This is a genomic window from Nocardioides sp. SLBN-35 (assembly GCF_006715725.1).
GTDB lineage: Bacteria > Actinomycetota > Actinomycetes > Propionibacteriales > Nocardioidaceae > Nocardioides.
Window position 1 is genome coordinate 550195 of sequence record NZ_VFNU01000001.1, and the last position, 15161, is coordinate 565355.

The window sequence follows — 15161 nt, forward strand, 5'->3', positions numbered from 1 at the left end:
TCGAACCGAACCGGGGCTCACGAGGTCCCCGCAACCGAAGGAGGTCCCGCCATGGGACACCACCACGAGAACTCACGTCCGTACGACGACCGCGACCCCTGGGGTCGCTCCGAGCCCCGGGGCTTCCAGCGCCGCAACCGCGGCGGCGGCCCCGGGCCCTGGGGCGGTGCCTGGGCCGGCTGGGAGTGGGGCGAGCCCGGCCGCGGCCGGGGCCGCCACGGAGGCCCCGGCTTCGGTCCGGGCGGACCGGGCATGCCGCCGCCGTGGCTCGCCGGCCTGTTCGGCATGGGCCGTCCCGAGCCGGGCCGCGGCCCGCGGGTACGCCGCGGCGACGTCCGCTCGGCCATCCTCGACGTGCTCCGCGACGCCAACAAGCGCGAGGAGTCGCCGAACGGCTACCAGGTGATCCAGGCGATCACCGACCGCAGCGGCGGCGTGTGGAAGCCGAGCCCCGGCTCGGTCTACCCGACCGTCCAGCAGCTCCAGGACGAGGACCTGGTCGAGATCGACGAGGCCCGCGGTCGCCGCGCGATGCGGCTCACCGCCGCGGGCGCGGCCTGGTGCGAGGAGCACGCCGACGAGCTCGCCGCCGTCTGGGCGCCCTTCGACCGCTCGCGCGAGAAGGCCCAGGCCGGCCCCGCCGACCAGGGCCATGCCGACCTGAAGGCCGAGATCGGCCAGGTCATGGGCGCGGTCTGGCAGATCGTCACCGCCGGCTCCGACGCCCAGCGCCGGGCCGCGGTCGACGTACTCGTCGAGGCCCGCCGCAGCCTCTACGGAATCCTCGCCGACGGCCCCACCCCGGCCACCGACCCCGAGGACCCCGCCGACCCGGCCGAAACTGACTCCTGATCCACGCCGACCCGGCACAAAGTGTCCTGAAAACAACGCCGACCCGGCGCGAAGTGTCTTTGCGAAAAGACACTTTGTGCCGGGTCGGCCCGTTTTCGGCGGCACTTCGCGCCGGGTCGGCGGACCTCAGGAGCCGGTGTAGTACTCGTCCGCCACGGTGAGCGCCTGGTCGAGGATGGCGAGCCCCTCGAGCAGCTCCTCGCGCGAGGTGGTGCACGGAGGGGCGACGTGGGTGCGGTTGAAGTGGACGAACGGCCACAGTCCCCGCTCCTTGCAGGCGGCGGTGAACCGGGCCATCGGCTCGGCGTCGGGGCCGGCGGCGTTGAAGGGGACGAGCGGCTCGCGGGTCGCGCGGTCGCGGACCAGCTCGATCGCCCAGAACATGCCGAGGCCGCGTACGTCGCCGACCGAGGGGTGCTTCTCCGCGAGCTCGGCCAGCCGCGGCCCGATCACGTCGCGACCCATCGCCGTGACGTGGTCGAGCACCCCGTCGGACATGACGCGGATCGACGCGACGGCGGCCGCGCAGGCCAGCGGGTGGCCGGAGTAGGTGAGCCCGCCCGGGTAGGCGCGCTCGCGGAAGGTGTCGAAGATCGACTCCGAGATCACCACGCCGCCCAGCGGCACGTACCCGGAGTTCACGCCCTTGGCGAACGTGATCAGGTCCGGTACGACGCCCCAGTGGTCGATCGCGAACCACTCGCCGCAGCGCCCGAAGCCCGCCATCACCTCGTCCGCGATGAGCACGATGCCGTGCCGGTCGCACAGCTCGCGTACGCCGGCCAGGTAGCCCGGCGGCGGCACCAGGATGCCGTTCGTGCCGACGACCGTCTCGAGGATGATCGCCGCGATGGTTGCGGGCCCCTCGACCATGATCGTGTCGGCCAGGTGCTGGAGGGCACGCCCGCCCTCCTCGGCCTCCGAGGTGGAGTGGAAGGCCGAGCGGTAGGTGTAGGGCCCCCAGAAGTGCACCGATCCGGGGATCGACGGCTCGGAGGGCCAGCGCCGCGGGTCGCCGGTCAGCGCGATCGCTCCGGCGGTCGCGCCGTGGTAGCTGCGGTACGTCGAGAGCACCTTGTGCTTCCCGGTGTGCAGCCGCGCCATCCGGATGGCGTTCTCGTTGGCCTCGGCGCCGCCGTTGGTGAAGAAGACGTGGTTCAGTGAGCCGGGCGCGCGTTCGGCGATCAGCCGTGCCGCCTCGCCGCGTACGTCGTTGGCGAACGCCGGCTGCACCATGCACAGCCGGGCGGCCTGCTCCTGGATGGCCGCCACCAGTGCGGGGTGCTGGTAGCCGAGGTTGAGGTTGACCAGCTGCGAGGAGAAGTCGAGGTACTTGCGGCCCTCGTAGTCCCAGAACCGCGACCCCTCGCCGCCGGCGACCGGGAGCGGGCTGATCCTGTCCTGCGCGGACCAGGAGTGGAAGACGTGCGCGCGGTCGTCGGCGACGACGCTCGCGGCGAGGGAGTCGGCCGGCGAGTCGGCCGACGAGCTGGTGGCGGGGTCGAGGAGGGTCATCGTGGTCACCGGTTCCGCGGGAAGCCGAGGTCGACCGTCGAGGTCGCCGGGTCGGGCCAGCGGGAGGTGACGACCTTGGCGCGGGTGAAGAACGCCAGGCCCTCGGGGCCGTACATGTGGTGCGAGCCGAACAGCGAGTTCTTCCAGCCGCCGAACGAGTGGTGCGCGACGGGGACGGGGATCGGCACGTTGACGCCGACCATGCCGACCTCGATGTCGCGCTCGAACTGGCGGGCCGCGCCGCCGTCGCGGGTGAACAGCGCGACGCCGTTGGCGTACTCGTTGCGGTTGATCAGCGCGATCGCCTCGTCGAAGGTGTCGACCCGCACGACCGACAGCACCGGGCCGAAGATCTCGTCGCGGTAGACCGACATGTCCTCCGACACGTGGTCGATCAGCGAGGGGCCGAGGAAGAAGCCGGACGCCGGGAGCTCGGACTGCCGGCCGTCGAGGACGACGGTCGCGCCGGCGGCGGAGCCGGCGTCGACGTACCCGGCCACCCGGTCGCGGTGCGCCTCGGTGATGAGCGGGCCCATCCCGGTGCCCGCGATGGTGCCGTCGCCGATCACGATGTCGTTGGCGCGGACGGTGATCTCCTTGATCAGCTGGTCGGCGACGTCGCCGACCGCGACCAGCACGGAGACCGCCATGCAGCGCTCGCCCGCGGATCCGTACGCCGCCGACACGGCCGCGTCCGCCGCCATGCCGAGGTCGGCGTCGGGCAGGACGACCATGTGGTTCTTGGCGCCGCCGAGGGCCTGGACCCGCTTGCCGGCGCGGGTGCCCGACTCGTAGACGGACTTCGCGACCGGGGTGGAGCCGACGAAGCTGACGGCCGCGACGTCCTCGTGGTCGATCAGCGACTGGACGGCCGTGGCGTCGCCCTGGACGACGGTGAACACGCCGTCCGGCAGGCCGGCCTGCTTCCACAGCTCGGCGAGCAGGAGGGACGCCGAGGGGTCGCGCTCGCTCGGCTTGAGGATGAACGCGTTGCCGGCCGCGATCGCCGTGGTGCACATCCACAGCGGCACCATGGCCGGGAAGTTGAAGGGCGTGATGCCGACGACGACGCCGAGCGCCTCGCGCACGGTGCGTACGTCGATGCCGGTGCTGACCTCGGAGGAGTAGCTGCCCTTGAGGTGCTCGGCGATGCCGACGGCGTAGTCGACGTTGTCGAGGCCGCGGGCGACCTCGCCGGCCGCGTCGTCGAGGACCTTGCCGTGCTCGGCGGTGATGGCGGCGGCCAGCTCGTCGGCGTGGCTGCGGACCAGCTCGCGGAACGCGAACAGCACCTGGGTACGACGCGCGAGGCTCGAGCGGCTCCACGCGGCCGCGGCGGCCGACGCCGAGGCGACGGCCCGGTCGACCAGGGCGGTGTCGGCGAGCTGGAGCTCGCCGGTGACCTCACCGGTGGCGGGGTTGTAGACGGGCTGGGTGCGGGCGTCGGCGACGGCCACAGCGGCGCCGTCGATCCAGTGGCTGATCGTGCTCATGGCCCGAAGGTAGGCGCCCGGACCGGCCGCTGAGTAGCATCAATCTGTCACGGTATCGCCCAACGACTTTACAGACTGGAAGGACACGGATGCTGCCCACGCTGGCCGAGGTACTGGCCCTGCCAGAGGTACGACGCGGGGACCCGGTCGTGCTGGCCGGCGCGGGGCGCCTGCAGCGGGCGATCCGATGGGTGCACGTCGCCGAGCTGGCCGACATCGCGCCGCTCCTCCAGGGCGACGAGCTGCTGCTCAACACCGGCATCCTGCTGCCGTCGACCGACCGCGGCCTGCGCCAGTACGTCGCGGGGCTCGCCGAGGTGGGGCTCGCCGGGCTCGCCATCGAGCTCGGCCGGCGCTACACCGACCGGCTCCCGGACGTCCTCGTCGAGGCGGCCGAGGAGCACGACCTGCCGCTGATCGCGTTCCGCCGGGAGACCTCGTTCGTGGCGGTCACGCAGGCGGTCCACCAGATCGTCGTGAACGCGCAGATGACCGAGCTGGAGGCCTCCGAGGAGGCGCACCGCGCGTTCACCCGGCTCACCCTCGGCCGCGCCCGTCCGCAGCAGGTCGTCGACCTGGTGGCCGAGATGGCCGACCGGCCGGTGGTCTTCGAGAACCTGGTCCACCACGTGATCGCCTACAACGCCGCCGGCCGCGACCACGACGCCGTGATCGGGGACTGGGAGCGGCGCTCGCGCAGTGCCCGGATGCTCGGCACCGACGCGGCGGTCGACGTCGGCCCGGAGCCCGGTCGGTTCGGCCGCCTGGTCCTGCTCGCCGACGCCGCCGACGGGGAGCTGACCGCGCGTCAGCGGATGCTCCTCGAGCGCGGCGCGACCGCGCTTGCGATGGGCCGGTTGATCGACCGCGACGCCCAGAGCCTCGAGCTCCAGGCCCACCGCACCCTGCTGACCGAGCTCGCCGCCGGCGTCGACGTGCCCCACCTCGCGGCCCGGCTGACCTCGCTCGGGCTGCGCTGGAAGGGCCGCCACGTCACCGGGCTGGTCGTGCGGCTGCCGCGACCGGGCAGCGCCGACGAGCTGCGCGGCGTGGCCTCGGACCTGCTCGACGAGCTGCGGGTACGACGTACCAGCGGCCTGGTCGGACCCGTCGACGACGAGCGGGTGGTCGCGCTGGTCGCGCACGCCGCTGGCGCCGTCGACGTCCTCACCGACCGGCTGGTCGAGCGGCTGGCCCGCACCGGCGCGCGGCTGGTCCTCGGCGTCGGCTCGGCCGTCGACGACGTCGCCGGGTCCGGCGGTAGCGTGCGCGAGGCGCTCGTCGTCGCCGACTCGGCGGCGCCCACCGACCCGCCGCGGGCGGTGCGCCTCTACGACCTGCGGCTGCGCGGCCTGCTCCACCTGCTGCGCCACGACCCCCGCGTGCAGCAGTACGTCGAGCGCGAGCTCGGCACTCTCCTGGCCCACGACGCCCGAACCGGTGAGCAGCTCACGACCACGCTGGCGGCGTACTGCCGCACGGGCGGCAACAAGGTGCGCACCGCCGAGCTCTGCCACATCTCGCGACCGGCGCTCTACGCCCGGTTGCAGCGGATCGGCCAGGTCGTCGACATCGACCTGGCCGATCCGGAGAACGTGCTCGCCCTGCACGTGGCGCTGCTCGCGCGCGAGGTGATGGCTTAGCTTCGCCCTGATCCACCGATGGCTGGCTACTACGCGTCACCCCAGCGGCGCGCTCGCTGCGTTGCGGACGCTCGGAGGGCGAGCGAGCACGTCGTCGCGCCCGCGCCTTGCGATCGCACCACTGGGATGACGCTCGCTACGCCACCCATCGGTGGATCAGGGCTCAGCCGACCATCAGGTAGTCGGCCGGAAGCGCGATCGGGTTCTCCTGGTCGACCCACGGCAGGGGGGTGTCCTGGCACGTGCCGTCGACGTCGCACCGGCGCAGGGTGGCCGGGCCCTCGTCGAGCTGCCCGACGACCCGGCCGCCGACGGTCCAGCTGCTCAGGCCGGTGAACCCGGGCAGCTCCACCGACGTCCCGCCCGTGGTCGGCTCGACGCTCGCCAGGGACCCGTCGTCGTCGAAGCGCACGACGAAGACGTGGTCGCCGTCGGGCGCGAGCTTCACCGTCTCGAGCCGCGGGCCGAGGTCGCGGATGACGTCGCCGGTCGCGGCGTCCACGAGCGTCCAGCGGCCGGCGTCGTCGAACGAGGTCGCCACACCGTCGTGCACGTCGACCGGCGAGAACGGCAGCTCCTGGTCCTCGCCGGTGCGCCAGTCGACCCGGTGGACGGTCCGTACGTCGGTCCCGGCGTAGACGAAGTCGCCGTCCAGCTGGACCTCCCGCAGGCCCGACTTGCCGCCCTCCGGTGTGTCGCCCGGCAGGTCGACCCGCAAGGTGGCGAGCTCCCGGTCTGCCGCGACGTCCCACACGTGGATCCAGCCCTCGTTCTTCAGCGGGACCAGCCAGGCCACCCGGGGCTCGTGCGGGTCGCCGGTCACGCTCCATGCGTCGGAGGGGATCGACAGCCGGGTCGCGGTCCCGTCCGGCCGGACGAGGCCGAAGGCCCGGCCATCGGAGCCGTCGGAGTCGTCGGATCCGAGGGCGGCCTGGGTGACGACGCCCACCGACGTCTGCGCGAGGTGGTGGGGCGCCGGGGAGAGGTCGGCCGTCGCGTCGCCGACGGAGACGTGCCCGCCGACGGAGAACGCGCCGAGCTCGGCGTACGCCGCGTCGGCCGGGTCCTGGGTCGCGACCTGCGAGCTGCGGGCGGGGCCGTCGTCGAGGCCGGCGACGACCGCGACGCCCACCCCGGTGGCCGCGACGACGGCGGCCGCGACGGCCACGGTCCCGACCCGGCGCCGGGTACGACGCGCGCGGCCGGCCGTGGCGATCGCGAACGCGTCGGGGTGGGGGACGGGCACGTCGTCCACGGTGCGGTGGAGCAGGTCGGTGAGGCGCTCAGCCATGGTGGCCTCCGGTCGTGAGGGTGGTGGTCGGGGTCGCGTCGGGGAGCTCGACGCCGTCGCCGAGCAGGCGCCGCAGGTTGGCGAGCCCGGCCGAGGTCTGGCTCTTCACGGTGCCGGCGGTGATGCCGAGCAGGTCGGCGGTCTCCTCGACGGAGAGGTCGTCGTAGTAGCGCAGCACCACGACCGCCCGCTGCCGGGGCGGCAGCTGCGCGAGCACCGCCAGCAGGTCGATCCGCTCACCGGTGGGCCCGCGCGGGTCGTGGTCGGTGTCTGGCTCGGGCAGCTGCGCGGTCGGTCGCTCCCCGTGGAACGAGCGGCGCCGGAACCAGCTGGTCGCCGTGGTGACCAGCGCCCGCCGTGCGTACGCCCGCGCGGCCCCGACGTCGCGGATCCCCGACCAGCGGCTGTAGGTCTTCGCGAGCGCCGTCTGGACCAGGTCCTCGGCCAGCGCATGGTCGCGGACCAGCAGCAGGGCCGTGCGGTACAGGCCCGGCCAGGCGACGTGGACCAGCTCGACGAACTCCTCGTCGGTCGGGCCCCGAGATGCGCGCAGCGCCATGGTGGCCATCCTCTCGTGTGTCAGGTCGATGTGGTGCTCAGAGAAGGACGCGCGAGGTGCCGCTCGGGTTGTCCCGGCGGTGGATCTCATGCGTCCCCTAGGGTTCAGGCGTGAGTCCGCGCCGCGCTCCCGCTCATCTCGCCGCCGCCACCTGCCTGGCCTGGCTGGCGTTGACGACCGGGTACGGCGCCGCGGCCGCTGCCCCCGGCGTCGACCTGGGCGGCGAGCCGCTGCCGGCGAAGGCGAGCACCGACGAGGCCGACCCGCTGGCGCTGGCGCCCGGCCTGTGGCGCACGACCCTCGGGCCGTCGTACCCCCACTACTTCAGCTACCAGCGCCGGATCAACGGCAGCCGGGTCCACATCGGCGTCCTCGGTGCGCCGCAGGGCGACAGCAGCGACAGCATCCGGGTCCTCGCCGAGGTCGCCACCGAAGGCTCCAGCAGCCCCACGAGCTGCGGCGAGGAGACCGACAACGCCGAGAGCAACGTCCCGCAGGCCGTCATCGGTGCCCGGGTCGTGGTCGGCGGCGAGGACGGCAGTACCGGCGAGGCGTGTCGCGACGCCGGCACCGTGCAGATCAAGGTCGACCGCGGCTACGGCTCGCCGACCACCGACCTGCCCTACGTGATCAAGGTCGTCGAGGAGGCCCCGTCGTCGGGCACCGGAGACCAGGAGCCTGACGACGCGCCGTCGTACGACCGGCCGGAGGCGGGGAAGGCCGAGCGGCTGGAGGGCGCGGCGTCGTTCGACACCGCCCCGGAGATCGACGCCCAGGACGAGCCGGCCACGGTCAGCACGACGATCACCGAGGGCACCGAGCAGCTGTGGCGGGTGCCGCTGACGTGGGGCGACCTGCCGGTCGTCCGCGTCGACGTGGCCACCGCCGAGGACGAGGAGGCGTTCGGCTACAGCGGGCCGAACCTGACCCTCCACCTCGTCGACCCGATGCGCGGCCGGCTGGTCCACGCCGACTCGGAGGCCGAGGACTCGTCGACCGGCCAGTACCTCGCCGAGGCCGAGGACCGCGACCCGACCGTCCTGGTGGGCTCCGGCTTCCCGGTGCGCCAGGTCGACGACCGGCTGCCGGGCGACTACTGGGTCTCGCTCGCCGTCTCCCCGCCCCCCGAGGACCGCAAGGCGGTCAGCGTCCCGGTGCAGGTCACGGTGGCGATCGGTCACCACGGCGGCGCCGCCCCGACGTACGACGGCGTCGTGGTCTCGCAGGACAAGAAGACCAGCCTGGACGGCTACTCCCCGGAGCACCCGTTCCTCGTCGGAGAGGACACCTTCGCCGCGGTGGCCTCGGGCAGCCCGATCGGCGGTGACAGCTGGTTCTCGACCCGGCACTGGGCCGGGCTCGGCCTCGCCGCGGCCAGCCTCGCGTGCCTCGTCGCCGGGGTGGTCCGACTCCGGGCCCGCCGCTAGCCCGCTCAGCCGAGCAGGAGCAGCAGCGCCACCACGAGACCGAGCACACCCACGCCCAGCAGCACGAACGCGTCGACGGGGCGCCTGCCGGCCACCGGCGCGCCGTACGTCGTCACCGCGGCGGTCGCGGCCGCGGTGGGGACCGGCGTGCTCGGCGGGGGTGGCGGAGGCGGCGGATAGGCCATGGTCGCCCGGCTCGGCGTCGGGTCGGGGGCGTCGGGGTACTCGTCGACCACCTCGAGCCCGTCGGCCAGCGCCGGGTCGTCCCAGCGGGCGACCAGGCCACGTAGGGCCGGGTGCGCCAGGAGCTCGGTGGCCGTGGGGCGCCGGGCGGCGTCGTACGCCGTGGCGGCGGCGACCAGCTCGAGCACCGCGTCGTGCTCCGGGTCGCCCGAGCGCAGCGCCGCGACGTCGATCGGACCGGGTTCGCCGTCGGCGGGCGGCCGGCGGCCGGTGAGCATCTCGAGCACGACCACGCCGAGCGCGTAGATGTCGGCGCTGGGGTCGGGGTCGGCGCCGCGGTACTGCTCCGGCGGCATGTAGCCGGGCGTCCCGATCACCATCGCCACGTGGGTCAGCCGCGGCTCGTCGCTCGGGACGGCGATGCCGAAGTCGGTGAGCCGCAGGTGCGGCCGGCGGCGGCCGGTCGGCTCGAGCAGCAGGTTGCCCGGCTTGATGTCGCGGTGCACGATCCCCGCGAGGTGCACTGCCTCCAGCGCCTGCAGGGTCTGGTCGGTGAGCACGGCGATCCAGCGTGGCGGCAACGTCCCGCCGTTGCGCTTCATCAGCCCGGACACGGATCCGCCGCGCACCAGCGGCATCGTGAACAGCACCCGGTCGTCGACGCCCGCCCAGGACTGCGGAGTCACCACGTGGGTGTGGTCGATGCGCACCGACTGTTCGCGCACGAACCGCAGCAGCATCGCCGCGTCGGCCTGCCGCAGCATCTTCGCGGCCTTGACCTCGCCGGCCGTCCGGTCCAGCACCCGCCAGACCGTGCCCATGCCGCCCGCGGCGATCGGGTCCAGCAGCTCGTAGCGCCCCGCGAACACCTCGCCCATGCGGGCGACCCTATCCGGCCCGGGTGTCAGTCCAGGCGGACCGCCCGGTGCACCCAGGTCGCCTCGACCCGCATCCCGACGTTCTCGTAGAGGCTCAGCGCCCCGGTCCGCGAGTCGGTCGACAGCGACGACGAGGTGGCCCCGCGCTCGCGGCCGGCGGCGAACGCCGCGACGAGGAGGGCCTGGGCGAGGCCCCGGCGCCGGTGCTCCCGAGCGACGGCGAGCTTCGAGACGAAGGTGTCCGTGCCGGCGTTCCAGGCGTGGGCCGCGGCGACGACGGTGCCGTCCGGCCCGGTCACCAGCTGCAGGTGCCAGGGCTGCGAGCCGGGTCGGCCCCAGACCTGGGCGCCGAAGTCCGCCAGGCTCGCCCGCTCGCGCACCGACCACTCGAGGAAGGCGTCCTCGGTCACCGTCCAGACCTGCCGGCGGTCGGCCGGCGTCGCCTCGCGCAACGTGTAGCCCTCGGGCAGCCGCCGCGGCGCCACCCGTGCCCCCTCGGGCAGCCGCAGCACCCAGCTGGTCCAGCGCACGTCGTACCCCAGCGCGGTGAGCAGCCGGTCGCCGTCCGAGCCCTCGGGCACCGGCATCCCGACGATCGCGACGCCGCGGCTGCGGGCCAGGTGCTGGATCCAGCCGGCGAGCCAGGTCCCGATCCCGCGCCCGCGGTACGACGGCGCCACCGCGGCGTCGTACCTCTCCTCGCCGAGGTGCTCGGCGTAGGCCACGATCCGCTCGCCGTCGAGGACCGCGACCGAGCTCGCCCCGAGGTCGTACGACGGCCGCCCCCAGTCGGCGAGGAGGTCCGCCTCCTCGACCTCGACGGTGCCGGTGTCGTGCCGCTCCTGCTCGGCGACGACGGCGAACACCGCCGCGACGTCGTCGAGGGTCAGCGGGCGCGCGGTCAGCCCGGGCAGGGTGGCGGGCAGCGAGATGGCGGACACCCGGGTGAGTCTGGACGACGGGCCCGGGTGTCGGCGCGGGATTTACGGGACAGGATCCTCGCCATGATCCGCACCGGTGCTCGTGTCCTCGTCGCCGTCGTCGCCGCGACAGCCGCCACGGGCTGCTCCCAGGTCACCGGCGACGACGAGCAGCACGCTCGGGTCGGCGACGTCTTCGAGCTCAACGGCCAGGCCGAGGGCAGTCCACTCACGGTCCAGCTGCCGAACCTGCGCTACCAGTTCGTGGTCAGCCGGCCCCAGGCGAAGGCACGCCACTCGGTGGGCGAGTACGACGACCACTGGTCCGCCGAGCCGGCCCGGGGAGCGGAGTTCCTCGAGATCGGCTACCGCCCCGAGAAGACCGACGGCGACGCGTGGGCGCTGTGGCAGCCCAGCGCCCGCGGCAAGCTGCCCGACCCGGTGTTCACCGTCGTGGCCGATGACGAGCGGATCGTTCTCGACAACGACCTGAGGTTCGACTGGCTGGTCACGGTCCCGGCGGACGCCGACGACCTGGCCCTCGAGGTGGAGTTCGACGGCCGCACGCTGCGCACCGACCTCGGCACGCCGGTCAGCGGGATCGACGTCTTCGCCGCCGCGCCACCGCGACGCTCGCAGGTGCCGTGTCCCGAGCAGCCGCGCACGACCGTGCGCGGCGGTGCGCGGTTCAACGGGACCGAGTGCGGCGTCGCCGCGCTCACCGCGGTCCCCTGGCATGCCGCGGTCGGGTGGGCAGCGCCGGGCCGGGCCTGGCTGGTGGCGAAGGTGAACGTCTCGATCAACACCTACTTCACCGGTGGCTCCGGGCCGGGCACGAGCTACGAGATCGGCTACGGCGAGCCGTCGTACCTCCTCGACGGAGCCCTGCCGCACGTCGTGCTGGACGATGACGGCCGGGAGCTCGCAAGTCGTCCCGCCGACATGACGGTGGACGACGTGCGCACGGTGATCTTCGACGTTCCCGCCGACGCCACCCGGGCCACCCTGGAGCTGGCGCTGGACTACACCGGCACCCCGGAGGACGGCGAGGGCCAGCAGGTGCGCTTCCGGCTGCGCCGGTCGCTCCCACTGGCCCTTCGCTGAGTTCCCAGGCCCCGCGTCGCAGGGCCCGGGCGAACGTCGTCAGGCGTTCTTGATGGCGGAGATGTCGAACTCGAGCTTGATCTTCTCCGAGACGAGGACGCCGCCGGTCTCCAGCGCGGCGTTCCAGGTCAGGCCCCAGTCCTTGCGGTTGACGGTGACGTCGCCCTCGAAACCGACGCGGATGTTGCCGAAGGGGTCCTTGGCCGAGCCGTTCTCCTCGAACTCGATGGTGACGGGCTTGGTGACGTCCTTGATGGTCAGGTCGCCGGTGATGGTCCACTCGTCGCCGTCGCGGGTGACGTCGGTGGAGACGAACTTCCACTCCGGGAACGCCGCGGTGTCGAAGAAGTCGGGCGAGGTGAGGTGGCCGTCGCGGTCCGCGGACCCGGTGGAGACGCTGGCCGGGTTGATGGTCACGGTGACCGAGGACGCGGCGGGGTTGGCGGTGTCGATGTGGGCGGTGGCGTTCCAGTCGGTGAACTGGCCACGGACCTTGGTGACCACCGCGTGGCGCGCGACGAAGCCGAGGCGGCTGTGCGCGGTGTCGAGGGTGTAGTCGCCGGTGATGTCGGTGAGGGCTGCGGACTCGCTCATGGTTCTGGCTCCTGTGGTGGCGGATTCGTTGAACTTTCAAAGACCGTAACCAATGGTGACACGGCAACCATTCCGTGGCAAGGGGTGACGTGGGTCACATACGTGGCAAGCAGGTGAAGTCCAGGCGTCGTGCGCTACCCGGAAATGACGGAAGCCACCCCCCGAGTCGGGGAGTGGCTTCCGAAGAGTGGTCCTGCGTCAGGCAGCGTGCGAGTGCGCGGCCGTGGGCTGGCCGACCTCGACCCAGACGGCCTCCATCCGGGTGCGTCCGTCCGGGGCGGTCACGGGCAGCCAGCGCATCTCCAGATGCGTCTCGGTCATGTTCGTGTCGGTCATGGGTCACCTCCTGTTCACCTTGTGTTCACCAAGATAGCACGTCCTCCACCGCGCCGCCTCGGAACGCCGGATTCCGGCCCCTCCCGCTCCACTCCGATGCTCCGGGCGCTGCCGTGAGGGGGCTTCGTCCTCCACCACCGGTGGCGGGCGGCCGTACGACGCAGGGGACCGTCGATCTGCCCGATTTCGGGCAGGAAGTTGAGAATTGGCCGGAAACGGGTGCAGTCTCACCGGGTGCACGTCGATCCGCGGCTCCTCCAGCACGTCCAGGACAGCACCGGGCTGGCGTCGGCGGCGGCGGCCCGGCTGGTCCAGGACGTCCTCGCCTTCCACGACGAGACGGTGGAGGGCTGGGTCCGGCGGCGGCACGCGGAGCTGAAGCTGCACGGCGGGCGCAACGAGGAGATCTTCGCCCGGCTGCGCGAGGAGCTGCGGACCACGGTGGTCGCGGCACCTGACCTGTCGGAGCGCCAGCTCCGGCGCATCATCTACGGCTGAGGGAGACGGACATGTGCGGGATCGTCGGCTACATCGGGACCCAGCAGGCGGCGCCGCTGCTGCTGGAGGGGCTGACCCGGCTCGAGCACCGCGGGTACGACTCCGCGGGCGTCGCCGTCCTCGGCGGCAGCGGCCTCAAGGTCGCCAAGCAGGCCGGCCGGGTCCGCGACCTGTCCGACGGCCTGCCGAAGCGCTTCGGCGGCAAGATCGGCATCGGCCACACCCGCTGGGCGACCCACGGTCCCGCCAACGACGTCAACGCCCACCCGCACACCGACGAGGCGGCCCGCGTGGCGGTCGTCCACAACGGCATCATCGACAACGCCGCCGCGCTGCGCGCCGAGCTGGCCGACGACGGCGTGGTGCTCGTCTCGGACACCGACACCGAGGTGCTCGCCCACCTGGTCGCGCGCTCCACGGCCAAGACGCTCGAGCAGCGCATCGCCGAGGCGCTGGGCCGGGTGGAGGGCACCTACGGCATCGCGGTGGCCCACGCCGACTTCCCCGACCGGCTGGTCGTGGCCCGCAACGGCAGCCCGCTGATCATCGGCGTCGGCGACCACGAGATGCACGTCGCCTCCGACCTGGCCGCGCTGGTCCGCTACACGACCACGGTCGCCCACCTCGACGACGGCGAGATGGCCACGATCACGGCCGCCGGCTTCACGACGTATGCATTGGGGAGCATCGAGGCCACCGGGCGGCCTGGTTTGACGGCCACCGACCGCCGCGCCAAGGAGGTCGACATCGACCCCGAGGCGTACGACGCCGGCGACCACGACTCGTTCATGCACAAGGAGCTGCTCGAGCAGCCTGCCCGCGCGGAGGCGGTGCTCCGTGGCCGGCTCGACGAGCGCTTCGGTACCGGCCACCTCGGCGGCCTCAACCTCGACGCCCGCGAGCTGCGGGCGTTCCGCCGCGTCAAGATCCTCGGCTGCGGATCGGCGTACTACGTCGGTCAGATGGGCGCCTCGCTCCTCGAGGAGCTGGCCCGGATCCCCGCGGACGCCGAGGCGGCCAGTGAGTTCCGCTACCGCAACCCCATCGTCGAGCCGGACACGCTGTACGTCGCGGTGAGCCAGTCCGGCGAGACCATCGACACCCTGCTCGCGGTGCAGGAGGTGCAGCGCAAGGGCGGTCGGGTGATCGGGCTGGTCAACGTGGTCGGCTCGGCGATCGCGCGCCAGGTCGACGGCGGCATCTACCTCCACTCCGGACCCGAGGTCGCGGTCGCCTCGACCAAGGCGCTGACCAACATGTTCCTCGCGTTCGGCATGCTCGCCGTCCAGCTCGGCCGGGTCCGCGACCTGTCCATCGCCGACGGCAAGCGGCTGATCGCCGGCCTGACCCGGATCCCCGAGCAGATCGACCAGGTGCTGGCGACCGAGGCCGACCTGGCCCTGGTCGCCAAGCGGCTCGCCGAGGCGGAGAGCCTGTTCTTCATCGGCCGGGTGCGGGGCTTCCCGGTGGCGCGCGAGGGTGCGCAGAAGTTCAAGGAGATCACCTACCGCCACGCCGAGGCGTACCAGACCAGCGAGCTCAAGCACGGCCCGCTCGCCCTGATCTCACCCGAGGTGCCGACCGTCGCGATCGTCCCCGACGACGAGCTCGTCGAGCGCAACGTCGCGGCCCTCCACGAGATCGCCGCCCGCGGCGGCCCGCTGGTCGTGGTCACCCACGAAACGGTCGACCTCGGCGACCTCGAGGGGATCGTGGCCGGCCGGATCGACGTACCCCGCAACGAGCGGGAGCTGGACCCGATCCTGCTGACGATCCCGCTGCAGGTGCTGTCCTACCACGCCGCCCTGGAGCTGGGTCACGACATCGACAAGCCGCGCAACCTGGCCAAGTCCGTCACCGTGGAGTGA

Annotated in this window: 14 protein-coding genes; 6 read left to right on the forward strand and 8 right to left on the reverse strand. The window is 73.1% G+C overall.

Going from position 1 to position 15161, the window contains the following annotated elements; genetic code table 11:
• Positions 1-51: 51 nt before the first annotated feature.
• Positions 52-852: a PadR family transcriptional regulator gene (locus FBY23_RS02760; RefSeq protein WP_141796744.1), complete on the forward strand. Its 801-nt coding sequence runs from the start codon at positions 52-54 to the stop codon at positions 850-852.
• A gap of 126 nt (positions 853-978) precedes the next feature.
• Here FBY23_RS02760 and FBY23_RS02765 read toward each other — a convergent pair whose 3' ends face one another.
• Positions 979-2367: an aspartate aminotransferase family protein gene (locus FBY23_RS02765; protein ID WP_141796745.1), complete on the reverse strand. Its 1389-nt coding sequence runs from the start codon at positions 2365-2367 to the stop codon at positions 979-981.
• Between the two features lie 5 nt (positions 2368-2372).
• Positions 2373-3860 (reverse strand): CoA-acylating methylmalonate-semialdehyde dehydrogenase, encoded by a 1488-nt coding sequence (locus tag FBY23_RS02770; RefSeq protein ID WP_141796746.1) that lies wholly within the window; start codon positions 3858-3860, stop codon positions 2373-2375.
• 89 nt (positions 3861-3949) lie between these two features.
• Between FBY23_RS02770 and FBY23_RS02775 the strand changes: the two genes are divergently transcribed.
• Positions 3950-5503: a PucR family transcriptional regulator gene (locus FBY23_RS02775; RefSeq protein ID WP_141796747.1), complete on the forward strand. Its 1554-nt coding sequence runs from the start codon at positions 3950-3952 to the stop codon at positions 5501-5503.
• A 163-nt stretch (positions 5504-5666) separates the two neighbouring features.
• Here FBY23_RS02775 and FBY23_RS02780 read toward each other — a convergent pair whose 3' ends face one another.
• Positions 5667-6794: a hypothetical protein gene (locus tag FBY23_RS02780; protein ID WP_141796748.1), complete on the reverse strand. Its 1128-nt coding sequence runs from the start codon at positions 6792-6794 to the stop codon at positions 5667-5669.
• Positions 6787-7353 carry a SigE family RNA polymerase sigma factor gene (locus tag FBY23_RS02785; RefSeq protein WP_141796749.1) on the reverse strand — a complete coding sequence of 189 codons (567 nt, stop codon included), beginning with the start codon at positions 7351-7353 and terminating at the stop codon, positions 6787-6789. Before FBY23_RS02785 ends, FBY23_RS02780 begins: the two co-directional genes overlap by 8 nt.
• A 110-nt stretch (positions 7354-7463) precedes the next feature.
• On the opposite strand from FBY23_RS02785, the gene FBY23_RS02790 reads away from it, so the two are divergent.
• Complete coding sequence (locus FBY23_RS02790; protein ID WP_141796750.1) at positions 7464-8780, forward strand: hypothetical protein; 1317 nt, start codon at positions 7464-7466, stop codon at positions 8778-8780.
• A 5-nt stretch (positions 8781-8785) separates the two neighbouring features.
• On the opposite strand, the gene FBY23_RS02795 is transcribed toward FBY23_RS02790, so the two are convergent.
• Positions 8786-9841: a serine/threonine-protein kinase gene (locus FBY23_RS02795; RefSeq protein ID WP_141796751.1), complete on the reverse strand. Its 1056-nt coding sequence runs from the start codon at positions 9839-9841 to the stop codon at positions 8786-8788.
• A 26-nt stretch (positions 9842-9867) separates the two neighbouring features.
• Positions 9868-10782, reverse strand: coding sequence for a GNAT family N-acetyltransferase (locus FBY23_RS02800; RefSeq protein WP_260805707.1), 915 nt, complete (start codon positions 10780-10782; stop codon positions 9868-9870).
• A 63-nt stretch (positions 10783-10845) separates the two neighbouring features.
• Here FBY23_RS02800 and FBY23_RS02805 point away from each other — a divergent pair, with 63 nt between their 5' ends.
• Positions 10846-11865, forward strand: coding sequence for a hypothetical protein (locus tag FBY23_RS02805; RefSeq protein WP_141796752.1), 1020 nt, complete (start codon positions 10846-10848; stop codon positions 11863-11865).
• 39 nt (positions 11866-11904) lie between these two features.
• On the opposite strand, the gene FBY23_RS02810 is transcribed toward FBY23_RS02805, so the two are convergent.
• Both FBY23_RS02810 and FBY23_RS25855 read right to left on the reverse strand, forming a co-directional pair.
• Positions 11905-12459 (reverse strand): YceI family protein, encoded by a 555-nt coding sequence (locus tag FBY23_RS02810; RefSeq protein ID WP_141796753.1) that lies wholly within the window; start codon positions 12457-12459, stop codon positions 11905-11907.
• A 198-nt stretch (positions 12460-12657) separates the two neighbouring features.
• Positions 12658-12795 carry a hypothetical protein gene (locus FBY23_RS25855; protein ID WP_160158139.1) on the reverse strand — a complete coding sequence of 46 codons (138 nt, stop codon included), beginning with the start codon at positions 12793-12795 and terminating at the stop codon, positions 12658-12660.
• A 234-nt stretch (positions 12796-13029) separates the two neighbouring features.
• Between FBY23_RS25855 and FBY23_RS02815 the strand changes: the two genes are divergently transcribed.
• A complete protein-coding gene (locus FBY23_RS02815) occupies positions 13030-13293 on the forward strand; it encodes a hypothetical protein (RefSeq protein ID WP_174245177.1) in 264 nt (87 codons plus the stop codon).
• An 11-nt stretch (positions 13294-13304) separates the two neighbouring features.
• A complete protein-coding gene (glmS, locus tag FBY23_RS02820; protein WP_141796755.1) occupies positions 13305-15161 on the forward strand; it encodes a glutamine--fructose-6-phosphate transaminase (isomerizing) in 1857 nt (618 codons plus the stop codon).